A 24,784-nucleotide genomic window follows, 5' to 3' on the forward strand; every position below is an offset into this window, starting at 1 on the left:
ACGGCCCCCGCACTGGATCGTCGGTGCGGGGGGCCGTGTCGTATCCGGGGGGCTACTTGCCGCTCTGGCTGCGCTTGTTGGCGTCGTCGACCTTCTTGGACAGGGCCTTGCGGTCGTCACTCTTGGACATGTCGCCGCTGTTCAGTACAGCGAGGGCGTTGATACCTTCCACGCGTTCCCACTCCTGGTCTGGGTTGTCAGGCGTCAGGGGACTGGAAGGCCCTCAGCACTCGGCGTCGGTAGCGCCTGCTGGGGGCCTTTCGCGCGCCCTGGGAGGTGAGGCACGGCACCGGGCGTTAGTGGCCACCCGGTGCCGGCGACCCTCGCGGGCTGGATTCCGGCCTGTCGTCCAGGCCGAACACGCTCTAAGGTGTCTTAAGACACCTGGGGGTGTCAACACCGCTTCACCCCCGTGACGCCCGAACACCAAGACAGGAGGGCTGCGATGGTGCCGCGACCCGACAAGTTCCGAGTGCTGGCAGAGGAGATCATCACCCGCATCAAGGCGAAGGACCCGGGATTCCGCCCCGGCGACATGGTGCCGTCCGCCCGGGAGCTCGTACGGACCAAGGGGATCAGCTCGGCCACCGCCGCGCGGGTGCTGAGCGAAGTGCGGGCACGCGGGTTCGCCGAGTCCAAGCCCGGCGTCGGCACCGTCGTGATCCCGCCGAAGCCCGCACCGATCGGTGCGTTGAGGGCGGCGCAGCCGACGGCCGGCCCCGGGGAGCGCGTCGAAATCCTCCACCTGCGGCGGCTCCCGGCGACTGGCGAGGTCGCCGACGCGCTCGGCGTCGACGAGGGGGACGAGGTCGCGGAGCGCTGCCGCCGCTACCTGGACGCCGGTGGTGTGGTCACCGTGTCGCGGACGTGGATCACCGGGGCCACCGCGGATGCCGCGCCGGAGTTCCTTGAACCGGAGCCGCTGCCGAAGCTGACGTTCGGGCTCATCGAGGAGCGCACCGGCAGGCGGGTGGCCAAGCGCCGCGACACCTACGAGCTGCGGCCGGTGCCCGGGGAGCTGGCGCCGCTGCTCGGTGAGGACGTCGCCGAGGGCGACATGCACCTGGCGGCGGTGAACATCTACTGGGACCAGAACGGCGACCCGACCGAGTACGCGGTCGACTTCGTCGGGCCAGGGCGCTCGCTGTCGGCGGACGTCGACGTCGAGTAGCCGCAGCGGTTCAGCGCGCGTCGGCTCTCCCACGGCGGTAGCCGGGGAGGGCCGACGTCGTGTTTCCGGCCTTACGGCCGGCCGGTCCGCCCGGCGTAGCGGGCAATGTCGTCGAGAGCCTGCGCCCAGTCGGTGAACCGCACGGCGCGGTCGTCGAGGTAGACCACCGCAGGCAGCTTGCGGCCCGTGACGAGGAGCTGGCCGCGGATGCGCCAGAATCGCAGCACGCCCGATCCGGCGCAGTCCTCGCAAGCCGGGTCGGGGCGGGTCCGCTCGCACACGCCGCACCGGTCGTCGATCGTGACGTCGAAGCCCTGCTCCTCCAGCCACGGCATGACCTGCTCCGGCTCGCGGCTGGTGTGGATGAATACGGCGTCGCGTTCCATCAGCATGCGGAGGCCGTTCACGGCGCCCGGGACCGGCGGATCGTAGATCGAGCCGTTCTGCCAGCCGCGCGAGTAGCGGTGCACGACTCCGTCGAAGTCGACTGCGATCGTCACTGGGCACCGTCCCCTACCGCACCGGCCGCCAGGGCGGGGCCGCGAACCTGGGTGGCGGGCGGGGGCGGTTCGCAATCCGTCGACAGGAACACTTCGGTGCCGATGGAGGTATCCGGGTGGCCGAGGAACGGCGCGGGGTCAGGCCACGGGTACGGCTCGTGCGCGGGACGGGACACGGCGACCGCGAGGGTCCGCGCATCCGGCGCCAGGTCGTGTGGCCAGTCCTCGGGCGGAAGGTCTTGCCACCGCAGGACCAGCGTGTAGACCCAGAAGCCATCGGTGGACTGCGACCAGGCGTCGACCGAGGTGATGCGGCCCCGCCGCTCCTCGAGGACGCGGGCGAGCGCGTCGACGGCGGCGGGCTCCGCATGGTCTGGGAGTGCCGTGAGCGCGACGAGGCCGGGAAGCCGGGGCCGGTCGGCCGTGCAGCGCCGGTCGCCGCTCAGCGTCTCGCTTCGGCGCGTGGCGTAGAGGAGAGACACCGGTTTCGAGAAGTGGTGCACGCTCGCCTCGTCGTGCTGGGGGTTGCCGTCCGTGTCGGACGGGGTGACGCGGACGACGTCGCACGGGGCGCTTCTCGCCTGGTCATGAGTCACGTCGTGGCTCCCTCCGATGGTGCTGCGGTCGGCGCCGGCTGGTGCGGGCACGTGTGGCCGTCCGGGCGTTGCCCCGGCCGCCGCGGCGGGGAGGCGGGCCGTACGGGGATGCCCAGTCCGGCCGGTCTCGCCGGGCGGCGCGGGCTGTGCGCGCGGCGGCGGCCTGTATCGGCCGGAGCGCCCGGGCGATGTCGGCGAATGCGCGGGCAGCGGCGACGGCGACGGGCCGTAGCGCGTCGAGCAGCCTGCGGATCGGGATTGCCGCTTCCCGCATCACGGCGGTCGCCTCTTCACGGACGAGCTGCGTGTGCGGCCCGTCCTGCCCGGCCCGCACCTGGGCGATGGCGGTGACAGCTTCCTCAGCGGTCAGGTCGTGGCGGCGCACGAGCCGGACCGTGAGGAAGACCACAGCGCGGGCACGGTCCTGATCCGACGTCATGAGGGCCACGCCTCCCGGCAGTCGGGGGCGATCAGGCGCGGCGGGAGGTCGAACGCGGCGGCGATGGCCGCGGCGACCTGGTCGCGCCGCACCCTGCGCGCGGACAGCGTGCGGACACCGGCCGTGGACGTGTCCGTGACGCTGTCCGCGCTGGCCCGGGCAGCCACCCACATGCGCGGAGCTGGCATGTCCGGGCTGTCCTCGCCAGGGGTGTCCGGGCTGTCCGGACGCTGTCCGGACACGGTCACCCCTCGCTGCTGCGCTGGTACGTCCTCGCCCCGTTCGGCATCTCCGCCAGCGTCACGGGCGTCTGCGCAAGCTGAGGTCCGGCTTGCGGCTCCGGCTCCGGCTGCGGCTCCGGCTGCGGCTCCGGCTGCGGCTGCGGCTGCGGCGGGGCCGCGTCGGATTCGGCGGCGGCGACGTGCGCCCAGATCGGATGCTCGGTTCGCAGGACGACGTGGCAGACCTCCAGCAGCCGAGCGGCGGTGTAGGCGGCTGCTTGCCCGCTCACCGAGTACGGGGCGCACTGCTTGAGCGCGTAGGCGACCTCGTCGACGGTGGCCGGCCTGGCACCAGGTGCGGGCGACAGGGCCTCGTCCCACTGGAAGTCACAGCGCATGCACGAGCGTTCCAGCCGCTCGGGCAGTGGGCCGCGCGGCTCGGTGCGGCCGTTGAAGTCGTGGAGACAGCGCGGGGTGGCGGGCCGGTAGACCGTCAGCGCCTCGTGGTGGGAGCACTTCACGCAGCGGGTCAGCGCGCCGGAGTAGGGAGGCAGCGGCGGGGGCGCGGCGCTGTCGCGCTGCGCGAGGGCCAGGGCTGCGCCGTTGGTGCTGTGGGGCTCGGTCACGTTGTTCCTTCGGTTCGGGTGCTCTGCGGTGGACGGGGATGGTAGGGCAATCGCGGACCCCCGATCCGGCGCCGGTTCCGTTGCAGGTCGTAGCCGGGCAGCGGGGTGGTGAGGGTGGTTTCCGCGCGCCGTTGGCGCCGGTCGTCCGCTGCACGGCCGGGGTTGATGAGCCATGCGAGGGCGAGGGCGGCCACCACGATGGGCGCTCCGAGGAGGAACAGCGGATGCCACGCTGGCCGCGTTGTCTGCGCGTCGGCCCAGCCCAGGAGGCGCGAGAGCAGACGGGCGTGTCCGGCCGCGTAGACGACGCCGGCCGACACGGTCAGGGCTGCGGCGGTCTGGAGCGGGGTCACAGCGGCACCTGGCCGTGCCGGGTGTCGTCGAGGATGCTGCGGACGACGTCGGCCGTCGGATCGGTGACCGTGCGGTCGCCTGCGGCGTCCTGCGCGGCGGCGTCGAGCTGCCCCGCCCAGATCGCGAACCGGGCGAGGGCGGCGGCGAGATGGTCTGGTGTGTCGCCGGGGCCGGCGGTGTCGTCGTCGACCTCGTCGGCCACGCGTCGCAGCTTCTCCACGGCCGCCGTCCACGCCTCGTGGTGGTCGGGGCCGCCGTAGCCGAACGCTTCGGGAGCGATGAGCGACGCGGCCTCGCGGTAGGTCGCGGCACGGCCGCGGTTGCCGGGGCGAGGCAGGCCGTTGTCGGGGCGGACGTCGAGCTGGACGGCGGCCAGGGCGTCGCCGGTCGTGGGGTCGACGAGGGGCAGCATGCCGACCGCGACGGCGGCGCGGAGCCAGTCACGGGCAGCGGTGCGCCATACGTGCTGCTCGTGCCAGTCGAGCATGTGCCAGGGCCGTTTCCCGGCGACGTCGGAAGCGGCGTGCATCGTCTGGGACAGGGCCGTGATGCGGGGGTCGGTGAAGTGGAGCCGGGCGGCGGCGTCAAGGCCGACGGACGGTGCGAGGTTGATGGTCACGGGTCTCCGTTCAGGGAAGGGCTCGGCCGGTGCGAAGGACTCGGACGATCTGGGCGGCGATCTCGGCGGCGTCGTCGGGTCGGGCGAGGAGCGGCACGAGGTGCCCGCCGCCTTCGGCGTCGGGGTGGGCGGTGCCCCACAGCCATTCGGGGTGCGTCCCGCCCCACACCGCGTACAAGTGCTCGCCGCGCCCGCTCGCCTCGGGCAGGCCGGTGGCGCGCTCGTCGCACGGCACGGTGACGGTGTGTTCGCTGGTGCCCGTGTCGGCCCAGCCGGCGCGGGCCAGATGCGCGGTGATGGCGGCGAACAGGTCCGGCGGCACCTCGTCCCAGCGGGTCGGGTCTCCGTACGTGCCGGTCAACGTGTCCTCCTCGTAGCGGTGTTACTCGGGGGCAGCGGGCTCCAGCCGAACGGGGACTCTCCCCTGTCCTCGTCGACGACGACGGCCAGGAGCCGCGCGAAGTGCTGCTCGGTCGCCGGGGCGGCACGGTCCTCGTCCGGCCCATCGGTGTCGGGCCGGTTCACGGCGAGTCCTTGCCGGCGCGGGCAAGGCACCGCGGGCCGTGGCGTGCGCCGAGGGTGGACCACCACACGCTGCACGTGCAGCCGGGCGGCACGGCGTCGGCCACGGCCTTCTCGACGGCGGCGAGCTCGTCGCGGGCAGCCGCGTCGGCAGGGGCGGGAAACCCGAGGGCTCGGTAGGGGCTCGCGGTGCTGGCCTGCTGGGCGGCGTGCCGGTACTCGCGGCGCATGGCCAGCAGCAGCGCAGCGGCGAGGAGGAACAGCGCCACCGCGGTGTCATCCCGCCCCGCGTCGATGGCTGTGGCCCCGTTCCACACGGCCAGGAGGTAACCACTGGCGTAGACGGCCAGGCACAGGGTCCGCATCCGCATCACCGGGCCGGGTGCTGTGAGTTGGCGGCAGCAGGCTGCGGCAGCGGCACGGTCACTGAGGGGGTGAGCTGCCCGGCCGCCGTGAGCGCGGCAGCTATCACGACCGCGTCCTCCACGTCGCCGGGGAAGTCCGCGTTGCCTCCGGCCGGCGTGTGGACGCCGCAGTCGCCGGCGTCGTTGACGACGGCCCACACGGCGCCGGAGGGGTGCCGCAGGATGCTCAGCGGGTCGTCGACGTCGCCGGTCCAGCCCGCGTCTTCCAGGGCTTCGGTGACGCCGAGGCGGGAGTTCCAAGCAACGGTGTCGGTCATGATGCGATCTCCAGTTCCGCGAGCGGGCGCCCGCTGTCGATGTGTGCGTGCAGTGCCCGGAGCCGGGCGAGGGCCGCACGGTCGCGCCGGTTCAGGGCGCGGCGCGCGGGGGTTGGGAGCTGGTCCCAGCAGCCGCCGCACAGGTAGAGGCGGCTGGGCTTCGGGGCGTGGCAGGCAGGGCACGGGGGGCCCGTGTAGGGGCCGCGCGGCGGTTGGGTCACTGCGCCGGTTCTCCTTCGCTCTCGGGCGGTTCGGCCGCGGTGGGCCTGCCTTGGCTGGGGTGTCGTCCGCCGGTCGCCAGCGCCCGGGCGACCGCCCGGGCTCCGAACTGGTCGGCCGCCGCTTCGTGTCCGTGAGCTGTCAGGAACCGCAGCACCTCGCCGGGCACGAAGTCCTCGGGTATCGGCCGCGCCGGTCGGCGTGCCGTGGTGCCGCACAGCAGGCATCCGTTCTCGGCGGTCGGGTCGACGGGGCCGCCGGGGTGCCGTGTGCAGGCGTTCGCCCGCCGCGCTCCCCTGGCCGACGCGACGAGCACCCGCGCCCGGTCCAGCTCCTCGGCGATCTCCGCCAGCGTCGCGTCGTTGACCTCGTGACGGGCGGCGAAGTCGCCGAGGGTCCGCAGGGACCGGGCAAGCGGCGGCAAGAAGTCTGGGTTCACCCGTTGCTCACCGCATCCAGGTCACGCCGTGCCTCTTCGGCGGCGACGACGCACACGGGGCACCGGTCTTGGTCGGCGAGCCGGTAGGTGCGTCCGCACTCGCAGGTCCGCAGCGGCGCCGTCGGGTCCTCTGTGGGCCACGGGACGGGCTCACGGCGCTTGTGCGGGCTCCCCTGGCCTCCACCGGCCAGCGGCAGCAGGAACGCGCCCTGCACGGGCGGGGCGGCCTTCTCGCGTGCCTTGCGGGCCTCGGCTGCGGCCTGGTCCTGCTCGCGGAGGCAGCCTCCGCAGTGGTCGCGGTCCGCGCGGAGGATGCGCCCTTTGCCGCACGGGCAGCGCCGGGCCTCGTTCGGGATCGGCGGGTAATCGTCTGTGTCGGCCGCGCTCGAGGACTCCTGTGGTTGAGGTACTACCTCAGCCCTCTCTTGGGTGTCTTCATGGGTACTCCCTGGGTTATTCGGGCCGCTGTGGCCCGAACCGGTCGGGCCGCTGTGGCCCGAACCCGTAGGGGCCGCTGTGGCCCGAACCTCTTCCGGCCCAGTTCGGGCCGCTGTGGCCCGAACTTCTTCATCCGAGTTCGGGCCGCTGTGGCCCGAACCCTCCTCGCTTGAGTTCGGGCCGCTGTGGCCCGAACTTCTCTCGGTTTCCTCCGACTTGCGGGCGCGTGCGGTCGCCTTGATGTGGTCGGCGGCTGCCTGCCACGCCGGCCAGGGGCACAGCACCAGCGCGTACAGCGTCGGCGTGCCCCGGCGCCGCTGCCCCCGGGCGGCCACGACACCGGCGGCGATCGCGGCATCCAGGTAGCGCCTACAGTCCTTCTCGCGGCACCCGGCGGCCCTCGCGATGTCCTGGATACGGATGGGCCGCCCGTCTCCTGTGAACCGGAGCTCTCCGCTGACCGCGGCCATGGCGCGCATCGCATAAAGCAGCGTCAGGAACCCGCCCTTGAGGACGGGCGGCATCTCCCGGGTCCAGCGCCACGCCAGGGCGTTGCCGAACTCGTGCGGCGGGCAGCCCGACTTGCGCTCGGAGTCCTCCGGCTCGTTGCTCACGGCGTCTCTTCTCGGTCGTGCTGTAGGGGGTGACGGTCGAAGTGCGGTGCGGCAAGCCGGCCGTCACCGGCGGTCCGGGCGGCGCCGGTACGCCGACAAGTCCGCCACTCCGGGCGGCAGCGGCTTCCGCCGGGCCTGGCGACGCCTACCGGTGCAGGTGGCGACGTGCGGCTTGTGCATCCGCTCCCAGCCCATGACCGGGCGCTGGCGGGTGGGGCGGCGGGAATGCCAGGTGTCGTTCGCGTCGCGGTACACCGCGGTGTTGCCGTCGACGTGCGGCTCCGGGTCGACAGCCATGCGTTTCCCGTCCGCGGTGATGGTCCACAGCACCGGGCAGCCGCAGTTACGGCACGGGCTGGTCCTTCGCATCGGGATCTCCTCTCCTGCGGGCGTGCCCGGACCCGGGGGCGCGTCGGCGTCTCGGGTCCGGGCGGCGCCGGGTCAGTCGCACAGGTCGATGCCGAAACCGCTGCCGTCGTGACGGCTCTTGCTGGTGGGCCGGGCGGTGCGCGGGGACGTCGGCGCCGGCTGCTGCGTCGTGGCTTTCGGCCGTGCCGGGGCGCGCGTCTGGACTGGCGGGGCAGGGTTCGGCCGCTTCGTCGCAGGTGCGGCGGCTGCGGCCGGTTCGGCGGCGACCCAGCCGCACACCCCGCTCTCCTCCCCCTCACCGGAGCCGGCCAGGGCGAGGAGCAGCGCGAAGAGCAGAGCGAGGATCAGGACGACGACGGCGGCGGCCGTGACGGCGACGGCATGCTGACGGCGGTTCATGACGTGGCCGCCGTCCTACTGTTGCGCTCGCCGCGGGAGCCGCGCTTGGAGCGCAGCGTCACGCCCGCTTCGATCAGCAGCGTGCGCGTCAGTCCGTACGACAGCTCGTGCTCGGTGAGGAGCTTGCGGATCGAATCGCCGCCGTCGTAGGCCGACGCCAGGGTTCTGCGCAGGCTGGCTCGCTCCTCTCCGCGCAGTCGCGGCCGGTACCTCTTCCCGTTCCGGACTCCCCGCCGCAGGGGCTTCGAGTCCTGCACCGTCGGGTCAGTGCTGTCCATCGGTTCCTTCTTTCTGTCCGGCGGCACGGGCCTCCAGCCCGGCCGCGTAGGTGACCAGCTCCCGGAGCGACGCGGCCCGGTCAGCCGGGCAGGCGTCGGCCGCAGCGGCGGCGAGAGCGATCACGGTTTCGGAGTCCTGGTTGGCGTGCGCGGTCACCAGGCGGGCGGCGAACATGCGGTGGGGGCAGCCGTCCGCGCAGCCGAGGTCGGTGAGCGCCCACATCTCGTCCTGCGCTGCATCGGGCGGCTCGTACAGGACGTGCAGCGCCCGCACTGCGGTGTCGGCGAAGACGCGGCAGGCGGCCACCACATCCAGAGCGTCGCCCTCGTCGGCGATTCGCTGGACGATGTCGGCCGCCCAGCGGTGATCCCCGCCGCAGGCCGCCTCCCGCGCCTCCCGCACCAGGTGCGTGAGCAGGCCGGGGCTCATGACGTCCACTCCCGGGCGGTCACAGCGCGCCCTGCCCGTACGCTTCGGCCGCCTCGGCCTGCTGGCGGGCCAGCGCGTCCTCGGCGTGGACCTTGTGCGCCGGAGAGCCACGAGAGTCCCGCAGATGCGTCGGCCTCCCGCAGTACCGGCACGGCAGGGCCTGTTCCGACCAGTGGGTGCTGCTCATCCAGTTCAGCAAGCCGCTCGCAGGCGGCTGGGCTCTACGCGACCGCTTTGCCACGGGCCTGCTCCCGTTCTCGTCGGCGGCGCCTCTCGGCCTCCAGCCGGGCCTGGCGGACCATCTCGGCCCGCTCGTCCTCGTCCAGCCCGCCCCATACGCCGAAGTCCTCGCGGTTCGTCAGTGCATGGGTGAGGCAAGAGGCGATGACCGGGCATCCGGTGCAGAAGCTCTTGGCGTACGCCGATTCGATCTTCATCGGGACGCCGCCCTTGCCCGCCGGGAAGAAGACCGCCGTGGGAATGCCCCGGCACGCCGCGTCGTCCGACCAGTGGTAGGGGCGAGGCAGGTTGTCCGGGGCGGGGCGGCTGCGTCGTGCCATGGGTCAGCTCCTTGCGTCGTTGTGCTGTCCGGACGTGTCCGGACCGGCTCCTGCGGACACGTCCGGATGCGTGTCCGTGCAGGTCAGCCCCTTCGTCGAATCCCCCCGTGCAGGCGCGTCCGGGACGTTGTCCGGACGGTGTCCGGCCCGTGTCCGGACGCGCCTGTGTCGCGGTGGCGGAGACCGCCGCGCCCCGCGCGCTATCGACAGCAGCGAGAGCAGCAGCGGCACCCAGATGGGAGCGGCAGCCAACACGGCGTCGACGGCCGCGCCGTACGCCAGGAACAGCTCGACCCAGATCACGACGACTCCCCGTCGACGTCGAGCCAGCGACCCACCGTCCGCTCGGAGATGCCGAGCCGCTTGCCGGTCGCTACCGCGCCCCACCCGGCTTCCTGCATCACCTGGACTGCCCGGCGCTGCTCTTCCTCGGTGAGCTCCGGGCACGGCCCCAGACCCGACGCGGCACGCTCGACCGCGATCAGGTCGATGCCGTGGTCCCACGTCGCGCCGGGGAACATCACGCGCCACCTCCCCGCATGAGCCGGTCAGCGAGATGCCCACCGGCCACACAGCACGGGTAGTCGCACGTCGGCCGCACGTTGCCCTCGGGCTCCCGCCGGTAGTGCCAGCGGAACGCCAGCCGGTACGCGGTCTCGACCTGCCCACGGAAGCTCAGGACCGGAGTGCCGCGCTTGCCGGTCGCGCCGGTCCAGTGCACGTGACCGTCCTCCATCTCGACGGTCCGTGCCTGGAACGCCTCCCGCCACGACGCTGCCGGTACCGTGCGCTGCCTGGGCCGGGTTGCAGGCTTCGGCGGGCCGCCGTCAGCAGAGTCCAGCGCGTCCGCGATCTCGTCACTGGTCATCGGTGGTCACCGCCCGGCGGTGCCTCGCACCGGTACAGACGGATCACGGCGCCCTGCACGTCCAGCACATCCGGCACCTGGCCGTGGTCCGTGGTGTACCGCTTCTCCAGGCGGCGGTAGCCCACGATCAGCGCGTCGTCCCGGTAGCCGCCCGCGGTGGTGACCGCGTCCTCCGTCGAGCGGGCCAGCTTGCTCAGGTCGGGGACCGTGGCCGGCCGGGCCGGGGCCGACGGCTTGAGCTCTCCCTTGTTCCGCCCGGTGCCGTAGTGCGACTTGGGCCGGGCGAAGGAGAACACCATGCTGGCTTCCAGCGCTTCGTCGAGTGCGCTCCAGCCGCGGTTCCGGATGATCTCCTGCCTCATCGCCCACACCACGGCCTCGCGCCACGGCCCCACGTGGATGGAGGACTCCACCATCACGCTGTTGCCGAGGGACCTCTTGCTGCCCTGCGGCGCCGGAAGCCCGTACACCGTCACGGTCAGCGCGGCGTCCGTGTCCATGGCCGCGTTCACTTCGCACCCCGCTGCACCAGCGAGAGCAGGGCCGCCAGCGGCAGCGCCACAGGCCAGCACACGGCCGCGATGGCCGTGATGAGGCACGCGGCCTCGGTGTTCACGGTGAACGCCGCGTTCATCCACGGGTCGTCCTTGGACAGGTGCCACAGTCCGGCGGCGACCGCGGGGATACCGGCCATCCACACGCAGGCAATGACGACAGCGAGCACAGTCACGCGTCCTCACCCACCGACATCCACCCGGCGGGCAGCTCCTCGGACTTGCGGAACCCGGTGAGGACCAGGCGATGTTCGTCGGCGTGGCAGTTCGCTTCGGCCGTCAACCACCGGCCGGGGAGCGAGTCGACGTCCAGGCCGCTGTCACTGAGCACCTGGTCCAGCAGCACCGTCACCGGCTTGTCTGGCTGCCAGGCGGCGACCTCCACCCGGGCCGTACGCGACGGCACGTCGACGTCGACAACCCGCACTGGGGTGTCCGCGCGGACGTCGTCCCGCGCCGCCAGGTACGTGCGGCCCAATTCGGTGACCACCGGCCGCAGCTCCTCGAGGTCGGCGAGGCCGCGCACCTTCAACTGGGGGAAGTGCTCACCGTCTTCGTCGACGTCACGCCCGTCGGCCAGGGCCCGCAGCAGCAGTTCCGCCTCTTGCCCCAGCGGCACCTCCCGCGCCATGCGGGTTGCCCGCACCTGCGAGGCACGCCAGGACGCCGTCTTGGGCGTCCTCGCTGCCGAGCAGGGGCAGCCGAACACGACTTCCCGGAGCTCGGCCGTGGTGTGCCCGGCGCACTCCAGGACGCTGTTCCGGCCGCGCTCGCACAACGCCTGCGTGCAGCACAGGCAGTTGGGGCAGTCCTTACCCTTCGGCTTCACGTACTCCGGCCCGAACGGCTCATCCATCGTCGGTCCCTTCGTCGTTGAGGTCTTGCAGGACAGGCAGTGCCGCACTCCGGCATCGAGCTGGTGCGGCGTCTCGGTCTCCTCGGCGGGGCACCACACCCACGGGGAGCCGCGGTGGAAGCCGCGGTGGTCGGCTCTGCGCCCGGGCCAGGTGCGTACGACGGTGGCGAGGAGGCTCATCCCGGCACTGGCTGACAAGGCGCTGGCCCACGAGGCGCCGGTCACCGCGCGTATCCCCGGCTGGGCCGGCCGCCGTCGCACTCGGCGACGGCGACCGGGCACCAGGGCTTCGTCAGCCACGTCACCGGCGGCGTCTCCGGGTAGTGCGCTGCCTGCGGGTCGTCCGGCGGGGCTGCGAACGGCCGCTGCTCTTCTTCCGGGGCAGCGGCACCGGCACCCGCGGCTCCTGCGAGCCCTCAGCCGCCCTGTGTGCGGCCTTGGCGTCGGCGAGGAGCTGCGCGTCCTCGTCCGGGGCGTGGAAGAGCTGCACCTGACCGGCGTCGCCGGCGTCGTCAGCCCGAGTGAGCTGCACGAGCTCCGCCGACATCGGCACAACCTTGTGCAGCCTGCGCAGCGCCGACTTCTTCCACATGGAGTCGAAGTCGGTGTGCCAGAACGAATCCGTGCGGCCCGCGTCGCGCGCCCGCTGGTACGCCTCGCTGTACTCGTCGCGGATCTCCTCGGCGTCCTCCCGCGTGAGGATGACGACTTGGGAGCGGGCGCCACCGGCCAGCCAGCAGAAGGCGTAGGCGAGGATCGGCTTGCCTCGGTCCTCGCGGCTCACGTCGAGTGCCGGCTTGTGCGTGAAGTCGAGCGGCGCCGGAGCGGTCGGCTCGTAGTTCCACTCGTCCCCGGCGTGGATCATCCCGACGTGCACGCTGCCGACCCGGCCGGAGCGGTACATCAGCTCGACGTAGCCCTGGTACATCGGCACGAAGACGGCCAGCTTGCCCTCGCGTTTGATGACGGCGTGCTTGCCGTCCGGGACGAGGCCGAACCGGGCGCAGGTCAGCAGTGCTTGCAGCAGGCTCGCCGGGGTGCAGCGGGCCAGGCCGGGGAGGGCGTCCCGTACGGCCGCGAGGAACACGCGGCTGTCCACGTGGGACGGCAGGGCCTTGGTGAAGTGGGCGTCGTACCGCTCCAGCCAGGTCATGACCGTGTCGGTGGTCTCGCCGCCCTCCGACCGCTCAGCGGCGTGCAGTTCGTCGGCTGACGCGCCCTCTACGGCCGCGACCGGCTCGGGCTTGTCGCTGGTGGCCGCGCGGACGCGGTCCTTGAGTGTGTTCGTGGCCATGGGGTCACACCCCCTTCTCGGGCACGCGCAGGACGCGGGCGCGGTAGTCGGCGTAGGTCTTGGGGTGGTCCGCCTTGAGGCGGTCGGTGTCGATCGCGGGGACCATGTGCGTGTACTGCGCGGCCAGTTCCGGCTGCTCCTGGCGGAACCGCTTCGACGCGAAGGCGCCGTTCTGCTTCCAGGACCAGGCCGGCCGCCCGTCGGCCTTGGCGATCTCGTTCTCTCCGGTCAGGAGACGCATCTCGTTCTCGACGGTGCGCAGCTCTTCGTCGAGGGCCGTCTCGCGGGCCTTCAAGTCGGCGCGGCGGGCGCGCAGTTCCTTCGCCTTCGCCAGGTCGACTTCGGCGATGGCCTCGGGCTTGACCGACCACAGCTTTCCCAGCAGGTCGGTGGTGGCCTCCAGTCCGTCAGCCTCCGGCGGCAGGCCCTCGACGACGTGCCGCTCGAACCACTGGCCGCAGTAGTCGACGAGCCATTCGCACATCTCCTCGTCGCGCTCCAGCCGGACCCAGCGGAGCTTGTTGCCGCCGACGAGCGCGGCCACGTAGCCGTGATCCCATCCGCCTACGGCCATGCCCCAGTGGCACTGGATCGCGGGGGCGTCGGGGACTGCGCCGTCCTCCCACTGGTCGGCCTGGTACTCGCTGCGGTTCTTGCACTCCAGGAGGCCGGAGACCGGTCCCGGCGGGTCGTAGGTGTAGCGGTCGACGTTGACGCGCATCCACGGCCGGTCGACGTGCACGAGCGTGCCGGGGGGTTTCGTGGTCTTCACGCCGGACCGCTTCGTGAACATGCGGGCGATAAAGTCCTCGATCTCCGTGCCGATCTCGGCGGCTTCGTTGCCCGTGAAGGTGGGGCGGCCGTGCTTTTCCTCGTAGACGTGCCGCGGCCCGGTGTGCTTCCCGGCGAGGCCGAGGATGCCGGCGACGTCGCTGCCGCCGATCCCGGCACGGCGTACCGCTTCCCACTCTTCGCGGGGCGCGTCGGCGGGCAGCAGCAGACGCGCGGTCGGCGCCCCCGTCTCGGTGCTGATCGTGGTTGTCGTCACGGGGCGTCCTCCCGGCAGGTGTTGAGGCGGCGGAGGCCCGCGAGGGCTTCGATCTCGGCGGCGAGAGCGACGGGGTCGGCGGCGGTCCACGCGGCGGTGGCCAGATCCGCGCCCCGGTTCAGGGCGGTCATGCTGCGGCGCATGAGGCGCTGGAACGCCTCCGGGTCTTCGCTGAGTGCGATGCGGGCCTTGGCCACGTCGGGGACGGAGCGCACATCGCGCGGAAGGTCACGCAACGGGGACGACCTCCCTGCGGCAGGTGGGGCAAGGGAGGCTGACGAACTCGCCGTCGCGGGCCTTGTAGTTGATCCGCCCGTCTTTGCATTGGGTGCAGGCGGCTCGGGCGGCGGCCAGCTCGACGAGGAAGACGGCGGCCTGCCGGGCGGACATGCGCGGGTGGCTAGCCACCTCTTCCTGGATGCGGCGGGCCGCCTCGTGGTGGCCGCGGGTGTCGAGGAACGCGGCGGCCTGCTTGGCGCGCAGTCCCGACACTTCGGCGGCGGCGGCGTTCAGCAGCGCGACGGCGTCGGTGTACTCGCCGGCGTCGTTGGGCGCTGCGGCGGCGTGTGCGGCGGCCTGCTGCTCCGCCCGCTCGATCGTCTCCAGCCGCTTGCGGTGCTCGGCCAAGACGGCGGCGTACATGTCGACGTGGCCGCACGGGTTTTCCCACTTGTCGACGTCGTACCAGGCTCCGTCTTCGCAGAAGCGGTGATTCCTGGGCTTGCCTCGGGGGCCGCCGCAGCGCGGGCACTCGGGCTCGACGAGAACGGTGACAATGCGAACGCCGGTGTAGCCCGGTCCGTCCCCTCGGTCGATCACGCGGTAGGACATCGTCGAAGGCCGCGGCTCCGGCATCGGCAGCCCCGCCACGTAGCGCACCCACACAGCGGTGGCGCCGTCTTTCTCGTGCGGAGCCGAGTACGCCTCGAACGTGCCGGGCGGGTGATACGCGCGCATCCGCTCGGCGCGGGGAATGCGGCGCGCGGCGCTCTGCCCGGTCTCGGCTGACGGGTACAGACCGGCGAGCTGCCACACGCCGCGCTCGGCGCGGGCCTTCGCGGCGACCGCCTTGTGGTCGATGGACGACCGGCGCCCGGAGCGGCCCGTCACTGGACACCGCCAGTCGAAGCGGCCGAGCGGGTCTGGCGCGGGATCGCGGCCAGCGCACGGCGGACGCGGACCTGCGAGGGGTGCCGCAGCGGCGCGCACCACCGGCAGGTGCGCGCGTCGTGCGCGCTACAGTGCTGGGTCATCAGTGCCTCACTTCGTCGTTGGGGTTGAGGTGCTGGGTGGTCCCGGGCGGCACGTAGCCCTGGCCGGCCGTGCCGTTCCGGACCGCCGTCATCCGACGGACCGCCGCTTACGCGCCCCAGCGGGGCGGATGTGCGCGAGTTCGGAGACGGGGCTTTCTTCCTGCTGCTCCTGGCCGCTGTCGTCGGACATGGGCAGCACGCCGGGAGGCATCACGCTGCAAATGGCCTGGATGAGGGCGAGTTCGCAGTCGCAGAACGCGACGGAACCGCCGATCTTCTGGTGCGGCAGGCGGGAGATGTTGTCCTCCAGCCACCGCCGGAAGCAGCGGAGCTTCTTCGCCGCTTCGTCGTAGTCCCAGTTCTGCACCGCGGTGCAGCGGCAGTAGTCGCGGCGGTTCCAGGTGCGGCGCGTCATGCCGCTGCCTCGGCACGCGCCGGCTGTGCGCCTTGCTGCGGGACGCCTGGGGCGTGGGTGGTGCGGCCGACAAGCTCGTCCAGCGTCATGCCGTAGGCGTCCGCCACGGCGATCAGCGTCGACAGGGACGGCGCGGTGCGGCCGGCCAGCAGGCGGGAAATCGTGGACTCGCGGACTCCGGCGCGTTCAGCGATGGCGTAGTGCGTGGTGTCGCCCGCTGCCAGCGCTCTTTTACTGAGGACGGCGGCGAACTCCGGCGTCCTTTCCATGTGGCCCCCTCGTGATCCGGTGTCTTGCACGCATGCACGGCATGCATGCATGCACAGACTAGATCAGTGATTTGCACGCATGCAAGCAAGCCACGAGCCCAGCGGCAGCAAACTTTCCGTAATGCACTCCCCGGCGCACACCGCGCTCCGCCTGCAATAAGCCCGAAGATGCGTTCCGACCTGCAATGACGCACGCATGCAAGCCGTTCCCAGTAGCACGCCCGCGCGCTACTCTCCGACGTATGCGGAGCATGGAATCTGACCACCAACCGGGCGGGGACACCCCGGCCCAGCGATTCGGCGCATTGGTGAAGAAACTCGCCACTGACGCCGGATATGACCTATCCCCCGGAGGGGGCGGGCGCGGAGCGCTCGCCCGCGACACCGGAATGAGCCCGTCTGCCGTCGGGCGAATGGTGACCGGGAAAACGCTGCCGATGCCTCAGCAGCTCGAAGCCATCGCACGCGCCGTTCAAACGGACGTGCGAACTCTGCTGGTCACCGCAGGGGTGATCTCAGACGGAGCATGGCCACAAGACGCTGAATCGGCTGTACTCTCGGTCACCCCACGTCCACAATCGCTCTCCCCCGACGCCGCGGCGGATGCCTGGGGCGTCACGGAACCAGGCATCCGAGCCATGCTCCTCGGCAGCATCCAACACGCCATCCGTCTACAGCGGGAGGCGGACGCGAGCCCGGCAGGCGAGCGCACGGGGGCAGTCGCAAGGGAGTAAGCCCCGGATGCCTCATCGGATCGCCGCAGCTACTTCGCTGGCTGGATTCGCCCTCGGCGCCTCTGGTGCCGTCACTTTCGCGGAAGGAATCGCAAAGCGCTCAGCAGCGGACTTCTCCCTCTTCGTCGGAGCTCGCGTCTTTTTCGTCGTGGCCTGCGGTCTGATCCTCACGGCGGCTCTCCTCCGCCCTTGGATGCTGTCCTTCCTGGAGGCGATGCGCCGCGAGACTGCCGTACAGGCCGATCAACACCAGCGGTTCAACGCGGAGATGGATCGACGTCTCAACGAACTCACCCTCAGAGAAGAAGCGGTGAACCGTTCCACTGCGGTATCCACGGTGCACCTGAGTTACCAACTCGCCCAGTCGCATCTCAAAGAGGCCCGGCTACAGATCGAATACGACGAACTCGCCACCGACTACAACCGCGTCGTCACCGACACGCTCCAGCAGAGAGCGATGCTCTTCGCTTCCCGCACAGGCGGAAACTCCAGCGACGCTGTCGCCCCGTGCACCCGGCTGCCTGGAAGCGCGGGGAAGGACAACGAGGCTCTGCCCACACAGGCTTGGGGTACCGCCGACCCCAAGTGACGTGAGTCAGGCGTCGGACACTGCATCCTCCCGGCCGGTCCCCACTGCGGCCGGGTTCAGCCCGCACACACGCAGCGCGTCCGTACGCGCCTGAGCGTACGCGGCCTCCACTGCATCGCGGTCCAGTCCCCACGCGGCGGCCTCCGTCACCGGCTCGCCCTTGACCCACTCGGCGCGGGCCTCGGCAGGCTCCTCGGTGTAGCCGCTCTCCCAGTCCCACACCCACCGGCCTGACAGCTCGTGAACTCCGGCGCCGGCCGCGTACTCCGCGCCGTCGGCGCCATACCGGGCAGGTCCGACTTCCCACAGCCACACGCGTTCCGGTACGCCGCTGCGCACCTCGTGCACGCCCCGGAGAACCTGCCGCTGCCACCACTCCAGCGACCACGTCTCGACACGCACCGGCCCGCCCGCGTCCTGCGCCCAGCCGGCCGCGGTGGTCTCGGCGTGCTCCCGCTTCCAGAAGCCCAGCAGCATCGCGCCCAGGTGCACCGCGAAGACCGGGTTGGTCGGCATCGGCGCGACCGGTTCGGCGTCGACCAGCTCGGGCGTCTGGTCGCCACCGAGGGACCTGTCGATGGTCGCCATGGCCGCGTCGTCGGCCTCCGGCAGCAGGTGGCCGTAGCGGTCCGAGGTGGTGGTGATGGACTCGTGGCCGAGTCGCCGCTGGACGTACGTCAGAGAGTGGCCAGCGGACAGGAGCGCGGATGCGTGGCTGTGCCGGAGGTCGTGCAACGTCGGCTGCTTGAACGACGGGAGCAGGCCGCGTTCCTTCGCCAGCGCCACAGCGATCTGCCACCGGTCGTAGAACGTGGAGTACGCGAGCCGGCCGCCGTCCGCCCCGCAGAAGATCAGGTCACTGGGCGTCAGCTCGTACAGGCCGTGCTCGACCAGCTCCGCGAACGCCGCGGTGCTCACCCGCAGCGTGCGGCGCGACCGCTTGCTCTTCGGCTTGCCGAGGTAGTAGCCGCGTTCCTTCGACCGCTTCCAGGCCCTCGCGACCCGCAGCTTCGGCTTGCCCGGCTCGTCCTCGAGGACGTGGCGCTTCGCAAGCGCGGTGATCTCGCCCCAGCGCATACCCGTCGCGTACTTCACACGCACCAGGCGCCGGTCCTCCGGCCGCGTCAGGCACGAGACGACGCCTTCCACTTCATCCGGCGTCAGGAACTCCATGTGTTCCCCGCCGTCGTCGTCCTCGTCTATGCCGTCCTCATCCATCCGGGGCAGGCGAGTCAGCTCACAGGGGTTCCGCGCCCGCAACGGCGGCTCGGCCTGCACGGCCTCCCGAAGAATCGACGACAGCAAACCATGGAGGTTCTTGAGCGTCTTCGCCGACATCGGCTTGTGCTTGGAGCCGCGCCACACCTTCGTCTTGGCCATCTGGTTGATCCACGCGCCGACCGTGGCCTTCGAGAAGTGGTCAGTGCTGCGGACGTCGCAGTTCCCGAACGTCGGCAGGATGTACGTCTCCAGCTCCTTGAGGATCGCGTCGCGATAGCGGTCCTCGATGCCAGTCCGGTTCTTGATGGACTCCCGCGCGAAGTGGTCGAAGCGGTACTTCGCGTCGTCGGCCTCGCCGGCCGACCCGTCGATGAATCCCTTGCCCTTGACCCAGCCCGGGGGCCACTGCTGGCCGTTGTCGTCGACAGCGGCCCGGAACACCTTGGCCGAGTCCTCGTCGTCGAAACGCTCCGACTGCTGCGGCGCGGATCGGCTCCCGTTCAGCCGCCACTTCACCTGGTAGCTGGTGACCTCGCCAGCCTTGTTCTTGCGCGTTGCGATGTACGCCATGAGGGCATGCTAAGCGTCCCGTGCTCCCACGGTGCTCCCAAAGACAGAACAGACCACTGCGAGAATCAGCCATTCTCGCAGGTCAAGCCGTGTAACACGGGTGGTGCCCGGAGCCGGACTTGAACCGGCACGGCCCGAAGGCCAGCGAGGTTTAAGCTCGCCGTGTCTGCATTCCACCATCCGGGCCCGAATCCCCCCACGCCGTCACGAAGACGGCACCACGAGCCTAGCCCGCGACACCACTCGAACAGCGGCGGGAGGCCCTGAGGTTGTCTTATTTTATTGGCAACTGAGGGTGCATCAGCACGTGGTACTCGCCTTCGGCACATGCCCAGGGCCGAACCGCCCCGCTCACGCGTCAACGGTGCCGTCGCCCCCGGATTGACGGAAACTCGCTGTCCTCCGCCCCCTGCTCCCCAGTCTCCCCGGGCCCCCGCCGTCCCGTCAGCGCCTCAGGGTCGCCCTCATCCCCAAGGAGGACCCAGGGGCTCACGGGTCCGACCGCAGACCCCCCGAGAGACCGGCGCAGGGGCTGACGCCCGGCCCGATCCGCTCCCGGACGATGGAATCCGACCGTTTACACGGCCCCTACGTCCCGACAGGAGCACCATCCCGTGACCACCACCCACTCCGGCGTCCCCACCGCCACCCGCGCCACCGCGGTGGCCGCCCGCGCCACGGATCTCACCAAGGTCTACGGACAGGGCGAGACCCAGGTGGTCGCCCTGGACGGCGTGAGCGTCGAGTTCCGGCAGGCCGAGTTCACCGCGATCATGGGCCCCTCCGGCTCCGGCAAGTCCACGCTGATGCACTGCATGGCCGGCCTGGACACCATCTCCCGCGGATCGGCCCGCATAGGCGAGACCGAGCTGACCGGCCTGAAGGACAAGAAGCTCACCCAGCTCCGCCGGGACAAGATCGGCTTCATCTTCCAGGCGTTCAACCTGCTGCCCACGCTCAGCGCGCTGGAGAACATCACGCTGCCGATGGACATCGCGGGCCGCAAGCCCGACAAGCAGTGGCTGGACCGGGTCGTGGAGACCGTCGGCCTCTCCGGGCGGCTCAAGCACCGCCCGAGCGAGCTCTCCGGCGGCCAGCAGCAGCGCGTCGCGGTGGCCCGCGCGCTGGCCTCCAAGCCCGAGATCATCTTCGCGGACGAGCCCACCGGCAACCTCGACTCCCGCTCCGGCGCCGAGGTCCTGGGCTTCCTCCGCAACTCCGTGCGCGAGCTCGGCCAGACCGTGGTGATGGTCACCCACGACCCGGTGGCCGCCGCCTACGCGGACCGCGTGGTCTTCCTGGCCGACGGCCGGATCGTCGACGACATGGCCGCCCCTACCGCCGACAAGGTACTGGAGCGCATGAAGGGCTTCGACGCCAAGGGCCGTACGAGCTGACCGGCCCGTACCCGCCCCGCTCCGCCGCCCCGTCCTCCGGACCTCACCTTCAGGACTGACCCACTCATGTTCCGTACCGCCTTGCGCAACGTCTTCGCGCACAAGGCCCGGTTGCTGATGACCGTGCTCGCCGTGCTGCTCGGCGTCGCCTTCGTCTCCGGCACCCTGGTCTTCACCTCGACCGTCTCCGACGCCTTCCAGCGCTCCTCCCAGAAGGGCTTCGACGACGTCGACGTCGCCATCACGCCCGCCTGGTCCGACAGCCCCTCCGCGAGCCCCGGCCAGTCCCCCCGGCTGAGCCAGGGCCTCCTGGACAAGGCGGCCGGCGTCCCCGGCGCCGCCCGCGTCACCGGCGATGTCTCCGGCTTCGCCGCCGTCGCCGGCAAGGACGGCAAGCTCCTCGGCGACGGCTTCAGCAGCCAGGGCCACAACTACTACCCGGGCAAGGACGGCCAGGACCACCGCTACCCGATGCGGGACGGCCAGGCGCCGGCGAACCCGGGCGAGATCGCGCTCGACGCGAAGACCGCCGACCGCGCCGGCTTCCACGTCGGCGACACCGTACGGCTCTCCGTCGACGGCCCGGTCCGCAAGGAGAAGCTCACCGGCATCTTCACCACCGACGACGGCAACGCCGCGGCCGGCGGCAGCATCGCCCTCTTCGACACCGCCACCGCGCAGAAGCTCTATGACGCGCCGGGCGGGTTCGACCAGATCCAGGTCAAGGCCGCGGCCGGCACCTCCCAGGCGCAGCTGAAGGACCGTATCGACGCGATCCTGCCGAAGGACCGGGCCGAGACGACCACCGGCCGGAAGCTGGCCGACGACCAGGCGAAGTCCATCGCCGAGAGCATGAGCTCCATGCGGACCAGCCTGCTGGTGTTCGCCGGGATCGCGCTCTTCGTCGGCATCTTCATCATCGCCAACACCTTCACCATGCTGGTCGCCCAGCGCACCAAGGAACTGGCGCTGCTGCGCGCGGTCGGCGCCAGCCGCCGCCAGGTGACCCGCTCGGTCCTCATCGAGGCGTTCGTCGTGGGCGCGGTCGCCGGGGTCGCCGGACTCGCGGCCGGTATCGGCATCGGCGCCGGGATGCGCTCCCTGATGGGCGCCACCGGCCAGACCCTGCCCGACGGCCCACTGGTCGTCTCCCCCGGCACGGTCCTGGCCTCGCTCGCCGTCGGCATCGTGGTGACCATGCTGGCCGCGTGGCTGCCCGGCCGCCGGGCCGCGAAGATCCCGCCGGTGGCCGCCATGAACAGCGTGCACGCCACCGCCTCCACCAAGTCGCTGGTCGTCCGGAACACCCTCGGCGCGGTCGTCTCGGCCGCCGGCGCGGCCCTGGTCCTGCTGGCCACCGGCATGGGCGACGGCGGCAAGGCCCCCATGGGCGGCGGCGCTGCGCTGCTGCTGGTCGGCGTCTTCATCCTGACCCCGCTGCTGTCCCGGCCGCTGATCGCGGCGGCCGCCCCGGTCCTGCGCGTCTTCGGCATCTCCGGCAAGCTGGCCCGGCAGAACGCGGTACGCAACCCGCGCCGCACCGCCGCCACGGCCTCCGCGCTGATGATCGGCCTCACTCTGATCACCGGCCTGACCGTGATCGCGGGCAGCGCGCAGAAGGCCGTCGACAAGATGGCCACCGACTCCATGAAGGCGGACTACGTCGTCAGCATGGTCAACAAGGGGCCGCTCTCCGCGGACGTCGCCGCCGAGCTGGCCGACAACCCGAAGGTCACCGCGTCCAGCCCGATGCGCAACGCCCCGGCCCGCGTCAATGGCGAGATCGAGTACCTCACCGGCGTCAACGGCAAGGACCTCGGCGAGCTGACCCGGCTGGACCTCAAGTCCGGCTCCCTCGACGGCCTCGCCTCGGACAGGCCCGTCGTGGACAGCGACACGGCCGAGCGGCACGGCTGGCACGTCGGCTCGACGTTCACCACGACGTACGAGGACGGCAAGCACGGCAGGCTCACCGTCGGCGGGATCTACGAGGGCAACGAGCTGATCAGCGGCATCCTGCTGGACACCGCCACCCTGGACCCGCACCAGAAGAACGCGTCCGACATGCAGGTCATGGTCAAGACCGCGGGCGGTCCGTCGGAGGCCACTCAGGCCGCGCTGGCCAAGGCGCTCGGCGACAATCCGGCCATCGCGGTCCAGGACAAGAAGGACGTCTCCGAGGGCATCGCGCAGATGATCACCCTGATGCTGAACATCCTGTACGGGCTGCTGGCCATGGCGGTGATCGTCGCGGTGCTCGGCGTGGTCAACACCCTCGCGATGTCGGTCTTCGAGCGCTCGCAGGAGATCGGCATGCTGCGGGCGATCGGCCTGGACCGGCGCGGCATCAAGCGGATGGTCCGCCTGGAGTCCCTGGTGATCTCGCTCTTCGGCGGGGTGCTCGGCATCGGCCTCGGCGTCTTCTTCGGCTGGGCCGGCGGCAAGCTCATCGAGGGCGACCTGGCCACGTACGAAATGGTGCTGCCCTGGGGTCGGATGGCGCTCTTCCTGGCGCTCGCCGCGGTGGTCGGCGTGCTGGCGGCGCTCTGGCCGGCCCGCCGCGCGGCCCGGCTGAACATGCTGGCCGCGATCAAGGCGGAGTAGCCGCACCGCCGCACACGACGGGAGCCCCGGTCCTCATCGGACCGGGGCTCCCGTCGTGTCACGGCCGGGCGTTCAGCCCCGCCACTCCCGTGCCCGCAGGGGCACGCCGGAGGTCCCGCTCTCGGGCGTGCGGACCGCGAGGACCTGGTTCACGCCGATGCGGTTGCGCTCGAAGGAGAGCGCCGAGGCGGCCATGTACAGCCGCCAGACCCGGGCCCGGCCCGGCGTGGTCAGGTGTACGGCGCGGTCCCAGTGGCGCTCCAGGTTGGCCACCCACTGACGCAGCGTCAGCGCGTAGTGCTCGCGGATCGCCTCCACGTCGCGCACCTCGAAGCCGGCGTCCTCCAGTTGCGTCACGGTCCGGCCGACGGGGGCCAGTTCGCCGTCGGGGAAGACGTACCGGTCGATGAACTCGTCGACGTGGTAGCTGTCCTCGTCGGCCATCGGGCGGCGGCCGATCTGGTGGTTGAGCAGCCGGCCGCCGGGCTTGAGCAGGCCGTAGAGGTCGGCGGCGTACTCGGCGTACCGGGCCCGGCCCACGTGCTCGGCCATCCCGATGGAGGAGATCGCGTCGTACGGGCCGTCCTTGACCAGGCGGTAGTCCTGCACACGGATCTCGATGCGGTCGGTGAGCCCGGCCTCGGCGACGCGCTTGCGCGCGTACGCGGCCTGCTCCTCGGAGAGGGTGACGCCGACCGCGCTCACGCCGTAGTGCTGGGCGGCGTGCAGCACCATCGAGCCCCAGCCGCAGCCCACGTCCAGCAGCCGCTCGCCCTCCTGGAGGTTCAGCTTGCGGCAGATGAGGTCGAGTTTGTCGCGCTGGGCCTCTTCCAGGGTCGCGTCCGGACTCTCCCAGTAGGCGCAGGAGTAGACCATGGACGGGCCGAGGACCAGCTCGTAGAAGTCGTTGCCGACGTCGTAGTGGTGGCTGATGGCCTGCTTGTCGCGGCGCAGCGTGTGCAGCGGGCCGTGGCTCTTGGGGGCCTCCTCGGCGGGCGGCCGGGGCGGGATCGGGGCGCCGGCGAGCGAGAGGAGTTCGCGGGCCGCACTGCGGATCTCGGGGCGGGCCAGGGCGCGGAGGACGGCGGCCCGCTGCGGCTTGGCGTCCTCGTCGGGGTCGCGCTCCCAGATCATCTCCGCGAGACCGTCCAGGGCGGCGTAGAGGTCACCGTCGACATCGAGGTCACCGGCCACCCAGGCGCGGGCCAGGCCCAGTTCGCCGGGCTTGAAGAGCAGGCGGCGCAGGGCGCGCCGGTTCCGGAAGACGAGGGCCGGGGCTCCCGGGGGACCTGACTCGCTGTGGTCCCAGGCCCGGATGCGTACGGGGAGCGGGGCGCCCAGTACCTCCTCGGCGAGCTTGGTGAGCCGTCCAGCGGCGTCGGCCATGTCGCACACCTCCGTATTGACGAGTCGGGGCGAGATAGTTTCACCCACCACGTAAACGCCTGGCGGGGCCCGGGTAGTCCCGTTCGTTCGTAAGGGAACAGCAAAGCCCGGCACCGGCGCCATTGTGAATACGCCGAAGGGGCGGCGCGCGCGGCCGGTATGCGCACCGGCGTGCGGCCCCTTGCCACGAACACGCCGAAGGGCGCCTGCCCCACGGATGGCAGACGCCCTTCGGCGGATGTGTGCGGCC

38 protein-coding genes and 1 tRNA gene are annotated in these 24,784 nt (G+C 71.6%); 5 read left to right on the plus strand and 34 right to left on the minus strand.

Features of this window, described 5'->3' with window-relative positions:
* The first annotated feature begins 445 nt into the window (after positions 1–445).
* Positions 446–1,171 carry a GntR family transcriptional regulator gene (locus ACIGQF_RS12945; RefSeq protein ID WP_399708963.1) on the plus strand — a complete coding sequence of 242 codons (726 nt, stop codon included), beginning with the start codon at positions 446–448 and terminating at the stop codon, positions 1,169–1,171.
* 71 nt (positions 1,172–1,242) lie between these two features.
* Here the strand turns inward: ACIGQF_RS12945 and ACIGQF_RS12950 are convergent, their stop codons facing one another.
* The 31 genes from ACIGQF_RS12950 to ACIGQF_RS13100 form a co-directional block, all read right to left on the minus strand.
* Complete coding sequence (locus ACIGQF_RS12950) at positions 1,243–1,671, minus strand: hypothetical protein (protein ID WP_399708965.1); 429 nt, start codon at positions 1,669–1,671, stop codon at positions 1,243–1,245.
* Positions 1,668–2,267, minus strand: coding sequence for a hypothetical protein (locus ACIGQF_RS12955; protein ID WP_399708967.1), 600 nt, complete (start codon positions 2,265–2,267; stop codon positions 1,668–1,670). Before ACIGQF_RS12955 ends, ACIGQF_RS12950 begins: the two co-directional genes overlap by 4 nt.
* Complete coding sequence (locus ACIGQF_RS12960) at positions 2,257–2,706, minus strand: hypothetical protein (protein ID WP_399708970.1); 450 nt, start codon at positions 2,704–2,706, stop codon at positions 2,257–2,259. The genes ACIGQF_RS12955 and ACIGQF_RS12960 overlap by 11 nt, the downstream gene beginning before the upstream one ends.
* The gene (locus ACIGQF_RS12965) at positions 2,703–2,894 is read right to left on the minus strand and encodes a hypothetical protein (protein ID WP_399708973.1); all 192 of its coding nucleotides are present in this window, start codon (positions 2,892–2,894) and stop codon (positions 2,703–2,705) included. The genes ACIGQF_RS12960 and ACIGQF_RS12965 overlap by 4 nt, the downstream gene beginning before the upstream one ends.
* Positions 2,895–2,950: 56 nt before the next feature.
* On the minus strand, positions 2,951–3,553 hold the full coding sequence (locus ACIGQF_RS12970; RefSeq protein ID WP_399708976.1) for a hypothetical protein: 603 nt from the start codon (positions 3,551–3,553) through the stop codon (positions 2,951–2,953).
* Complete coding sequence (locus ACIGQF_RS12975; protein ID WP_399708979.1) at positions 3,550–3,906, minus strand: hypothetical protein; 357 nt, start codon at positions 3,904–3,906, stop codon at positions 3,550–3,552. The genes ACIGQF_RS12970 and ACIGQF_RS12975 overlap by 4 nt, the downstream gene beginning before the upstream one ends.
* On the minus strand, positions 3,903–4,526 hold the full coding sequence (locus ACIGQF_RS12980; RefSeq protein WP_399708982.1) for a hypothetical protein: 624 nt from the start codon (positions 4,524–4,526) through the stop codon (positions 3,903–3,905). Before ACIGQF_RS12980 ends, ACIGQF_RS12975 begins: the two co-directional genes overlap by 4 nt.
* A 10-nt stretch (positions 4,527–4,536) precedes the next feature.
* Entirely contained in the window at positions 4,537–4,887 is a 351-nt protein-coding gene (locus tag ACIGQF_RS12985; protein WP_399708985.1) for a hypothetical protein, read from the minus strand.
* The gene (locus tag ACIGQF_RS12990) at positions 4,884–5,051 is read right to left on the minus strand and encodes a hypothetical protein (RefSeq protein WP_399708988.1); all 168 of its coding nucleotides are present in this window, start codon (positions 5,049–5,051) and stop codon (positions 4,884–4,886) included. The genes ACIGQF_RS12985 and ACIGQF_RS12990 overlap by 4 nt, the downstream gene beginning before the upstream one ends.
* On the minus strand, positions 5,048–5,413 hold the full coding sequence (locus ACIGQF_RS12995; RefSeq protein WP_399708991.1) for a hypothetical protein: 366 nt from the start codon (positions 5,411–5,413) through the stop codon (positions 5,048–5,050). The genes ACIGQF_RS12990 and ACIGQF_RS12995 overlap by 4 nt, the downstream gene beginning before the upstream one ends.
* A 5-nt stretch (positions 5,414–5,418) precedes the next feature.
* Complete coding sequence (locus ACIGQF_RS13000; RefSeq protein ID WP_399708994.1) at positions 5,419–5,730, minus strand: hypothetical protein; 312 nt, start codon at positions 5,728–5,730, stop codon at positions 5,419–5,421.
* A gap of 217 nt (positions 5,731–5,947) precedes the next feature.
* On the minus strand, positions 5,948–6,373 hold the full coding sequence (locus ACIGQF_RS13005; protein ID WP_399708997.1) for a hypothetical protein: 426 nt from the start codon (positions 6,371–6,373) through the stop codon (positions 5,948–5,950).
* An 11-nt stretch (positions 6,374–6,384) separates the two neighbouring features.
* The gene (locus ACIGQF_RS13010; protein ID WP_399709000.1) at positions 6,385–7,440 is read right to left on the minus strand and encodes a hypothetical protein; all 1,056 of its coding nucleotides are present in this window, start codon (positions 7,438–7,440) and stop codon (positions 6,385–6,387) included.
* 63 nt (positions 7,441–7,503) lie between these two features.
* Positions 7,504–7,809, minus strand: coding sequence for a hypothetical protein (locus ACIGQF_RS13015; protein ID WP_399709003.1), 306 nt, complete (start codon positions 7,807–7,809; stop codon positions 7,504–7,506).
* 72 nt (positions 7,810–7,881) lie between these two features.
* Positions 7,882–8,208: a hypothetical protein gene (locus ACIGQF_RS13020; protein ID WP_399709006.1), complete on the minus strand. Its 327-nt coding sequence runs from the start codon at positions 8,206–8,208 to the stop codon at positions 7,882–7,884.
* Entirely contained in the window at positions 8,205–8,486 is a 282-nt protein-coding gene (locus ACIGQF_RS13025) for a helix-turn-helix domain-containing protein (RefSeq protein ID WP_399709009.1), read from the minus strand. Before ACIGQF_RS13025 ends, ACIGQF_RS13020 begins: the two co-directional genes overlap by 4 nt.
* On the minus strand, positions 8,473–8,916 hold the full coding sequence (locus tag ACIGQF_RS13030; protein ID WP_399709012.1) for a hypothetical protein: 444 nt from the start codon (positions 8,914–8,916) through the stop codon (positions 8,473–8,475). The genes ACIGQF_RS13025 and ACIGQF_RS13030 overlap by 14 nt, the downstream gene beginning before the upstream one ends.
* A 19-nt stretch (positions 8,917–8,935) precedes the next feature.
* A complete protein-coding gene (locus ACIGQF_RS13035; RefSeq protein ID WP_399709014.1) occupies positions 8,936–9,103 on the minus strand; it encodes a hypothetical protein in 168 nt (55 codons plus the stop codon).
* 34 nt (positions 9,104–9,137) lie between these two features.
* A complete protein-coding gene (locus ACIGQF_RS13040; RefSeq protein ID WP_399709017.1) occupies positions 9,138–9,476 on the minus strand; it encodes a WhiB family transcriptional regulator in 339 nt (112 codons plus the stop codon).
* 299 nt (positions 9,477–9,775) lie between these two features.
* Positions 9,776–9,997, minus strand: a complete 222-nt coding sequence (locus ACIGQF_RS13045) for a helix-turn-helix domain-containing protein (protein ID WP_399709020.1) — start codon at positions 9,995–9,997, stop codon at positions 9,776–9,778.
* On the minus strand, positions 9,997–10,344 hold the full coding sequence (locus ACIGQF_RS13050) for a hypothetical protein (RefSeq protein ID WP_399709023.1): 348 nt from the start codon (positions 10,342–10,344) through the stop codon (positions 9,997–9,999). Before ACIGQF_RS13050 ends, ACIGQF_RS13045 begins: the two co-directional genes overlap by 1 nt.
* Positions 10,341–10,844: a RusA family crossover junction endodeoxyribonuclease gene (locus ACIGQF_RS13055; protein WP_399709026.1), complete on the minus strand. Its 504-nt coding sequence runs from the start codon at positions 10,842–10,844 to the stop codon at positions 10,341–10,343. Before ACIGQF_RS13055 ends, ACIGQF_RS13050 begins: the two co-directional genes overlap by 4 nt.
* 8 nt (positions 10,845–10,852) lie before the next feature.
* Complete coding sequence (locus ACIGQF_RS13060) at positions 10,853–11,074, minus strand: hypothetical protein (protein WP_399709029.1); 222 nt, start codon at positions 11,072–11,074, stop codon at positions 10,853–10,855.
* Positions 11,071–11,934, minus strand: a complete 864-nt coding sequence (locus tag ACIGQF_RS13065; protein WP_399709032.1) for a hypothetical protein — start codon at positions 11,932–11,934, stop codon at positions 11,071–11,073. The genes ACIGQF_RS13060 and ACIGQF_RS13065 overlap by 4 nt, the downstream gene beginning before the upstream one ends.
* Before the next feature lie 121 nt (positions 11,935–12,055).
* On the minus strand, positions 12,056–13,048 hold the full coding sequence (locus tag ACIGQF_RS13070) for a recombinase RecT (protein ID WP_399709035.1): 993 nt from the start codon (positions 13,046–13,048) through the stop codon (positions 12,056–12,058).
* 4 nt (positions 13,049–13,052) lie between these two features.
* Positions 13,053–14,096 (minus strand): YqaJ viral recombinase family protein, encoded by a 1,044-nt coding sequence (locus ACIGQF_RS13075; protein WP_399709038.1) that lies wholly within the window; start codon positions 14,094–14,096, stop codon positions 13,053–13,055.
* Positions 14,093–14,332, minus strand: a complete 240-nt coding sequence (locus tag ACIGQF_RS13080; RefSeq protein WP_399709041.1) for a hypothetical protein — start codon at positions 14,330–14,332, stop codon at positions 14,093–14,095. The genes ACIGQF_RS13075 and ACIGQF_RS13080 overlap by 4 nt, the downstream gene beginning before the upstream one ends.
* Entirely contained in the window at positions 14,325–15,206 is an 882-nt protein-coding gene (locus ACIGQF_RS13085) for a hypothetical protein (protein WP_399709044.1), read from the minus strand. The genes ACIGQF_RS13080 and ACIGQF_RS13085 overlap by 8 nt, the downstream gene beginning before the upstream one ends.
* Positions 15,203–15,349 carry a hypothetical protein gene (locus ACIGQF_RS13090; RefSeq protein WP_399709047.1) on the minus strand — a complete coding sequence of 49 codons (147 nt, stop codon included), beginning with the start codon at positions 15,347–15,349 and terminating at the stop codon, positions 15,203–15,205. The genes ACIGQF_RS13085 and ACIGQF_RS13090 overlap by 4 nt, the downstream gene beginning before the upstream one ends.
* 88 nt (positions 15,350–15,437) lie before the next feature.
* On the minus strand, positions 15,438–15,764 hold the full coding sequence (locus ACIGQF_RS13095) for a hypothetical protein (RefSeq protein ID WP_399709050.1): 327 nt from the start codon (positions 15,762–15,764) through the stop codon (positions 15,438–15,440).
* A complete protein-coding gene (locus ACIGQF_RS13100; protein WP_399709053.1) occupies positions 15,761–16,033 on the minus strand; it encodes a helix-turn-helix domain-containing protein in 273 nt (90 codons plus the stop codon). The genes ACIGQF_RS13095 and ACIGQF_RS13100 overlap by 4 nt, the downstream gene beginning before the upstream one ends.
* Positions 16,034–16,284: 251 nt before the next feature.
* Here ACIGQF_RS13100 and ACIGQF_RS13105 point away from each other — a divergent pair, with 251 nt between their 5' ends.
* Complete coding sequence (locus tag ACIGQF_RS13105; protein WP_399710120.1) at positions 16,285–16,767, plus strand: helix-turn-helix domain-containing protein; 483 nt, start codon at positions 16,285–16,287, stop codon at positions 16,765–16,767.
* 7 nt (positions 16,768–16,774) lie between these two features.
* Positions 16,775–17,356 (plus strand): hypothetical protein, encoded by a 582-nt coding sequence (locus ACIGQF_RS13110; protein WP_399709055.1) that lies wholly within the window; start codon positions 16,775–16,777, stop codon positions 17,354–17,356.
* A 6-nt stretch (positions 17,357–17,362) separates the two neighbouring features.
* On the opposite strand, the gene ACIGQF_RS13115 is transcribed toward ACIGQF_RS13110, so the two are convergent.
* Both ACIGQF_RS13115 and ACIGQF_RS13120 read right to left on the minus strand, forming a co-directional pair.
* Entirely contained in the window at positions 17,363–19,147 is a 1,785-nt protein-coding gene (locus ACIGQF_RS13115; protein WP_399709058.1) for a tyrosine-type recombinase/integrase, read from the minus strand.
* A 101-nt stretch (positions 19,148–19,248) separates the two neighbouring features.
* Positions 19,249–19,333, minus strand: a tRNA-Leu gene (locus ACIGQF_RS13120).
* A gap of 428 nt (positions 19,334–19,761) precedes the next feature.
* Here ACIGQF_RS13120 and ACIGQF_RS13125 point away from each other — a divergent pair.
* Both ACIGQF_RS13125 and ACIGQF_RS13130 read left to right on the plus strand, forming a co-directional pair.
* The gene (locus ACIGQF_RS13125) at positions 19,762–20,544 is read left to right on the plus strand and encodes an ABC transporter ATP-binding protein (protein WP_399709061.1); all 783 of its coding nucleotides are present in this window, start codon (positions 19,762–19,764) and stop codon (positions 20,542–20,544) included.
* Between the two features lie 66 nt (positions 20,545–20,610).
* Entirely contained in the window at positions 20,611–23,148 is a 2,538-nt protein-coding gene (locus ACIGQF_RS13130) for an ABC transporter permease (protein ID WP_399709064.1), read from the plus strand.
* 72 nt (positions 23,149–23,220) lie between these two features.
* Here the strand turns inward: ACIGQF_RS13130 and ACIGQF_RS13135 are convergent, their stop codons facing one another.
* Positions 23,221–24,534: a class I SAM-dependent methyltransferase gene (locus ACIGQF_RS13135; RefSeq protein WP_399709067.1), complete on the minus strand. Its 1,314-nt coding sequence runs from the start codon at positions 24,532–24,534 to the stop codon at positions 23,221–23,223.
* Positions 24,535–24,784: the final 250 nt, after the last annotated feature.

The sequence above is a fragment of the Streptomyces sp. NPDC053560 genome, from assembly GCF_044544605.1.
Lineage (GTDB): Bacteria > Actinomycetota > Actinomycetes > Streptomycetales > Streptomycetaceae > Streptomyces.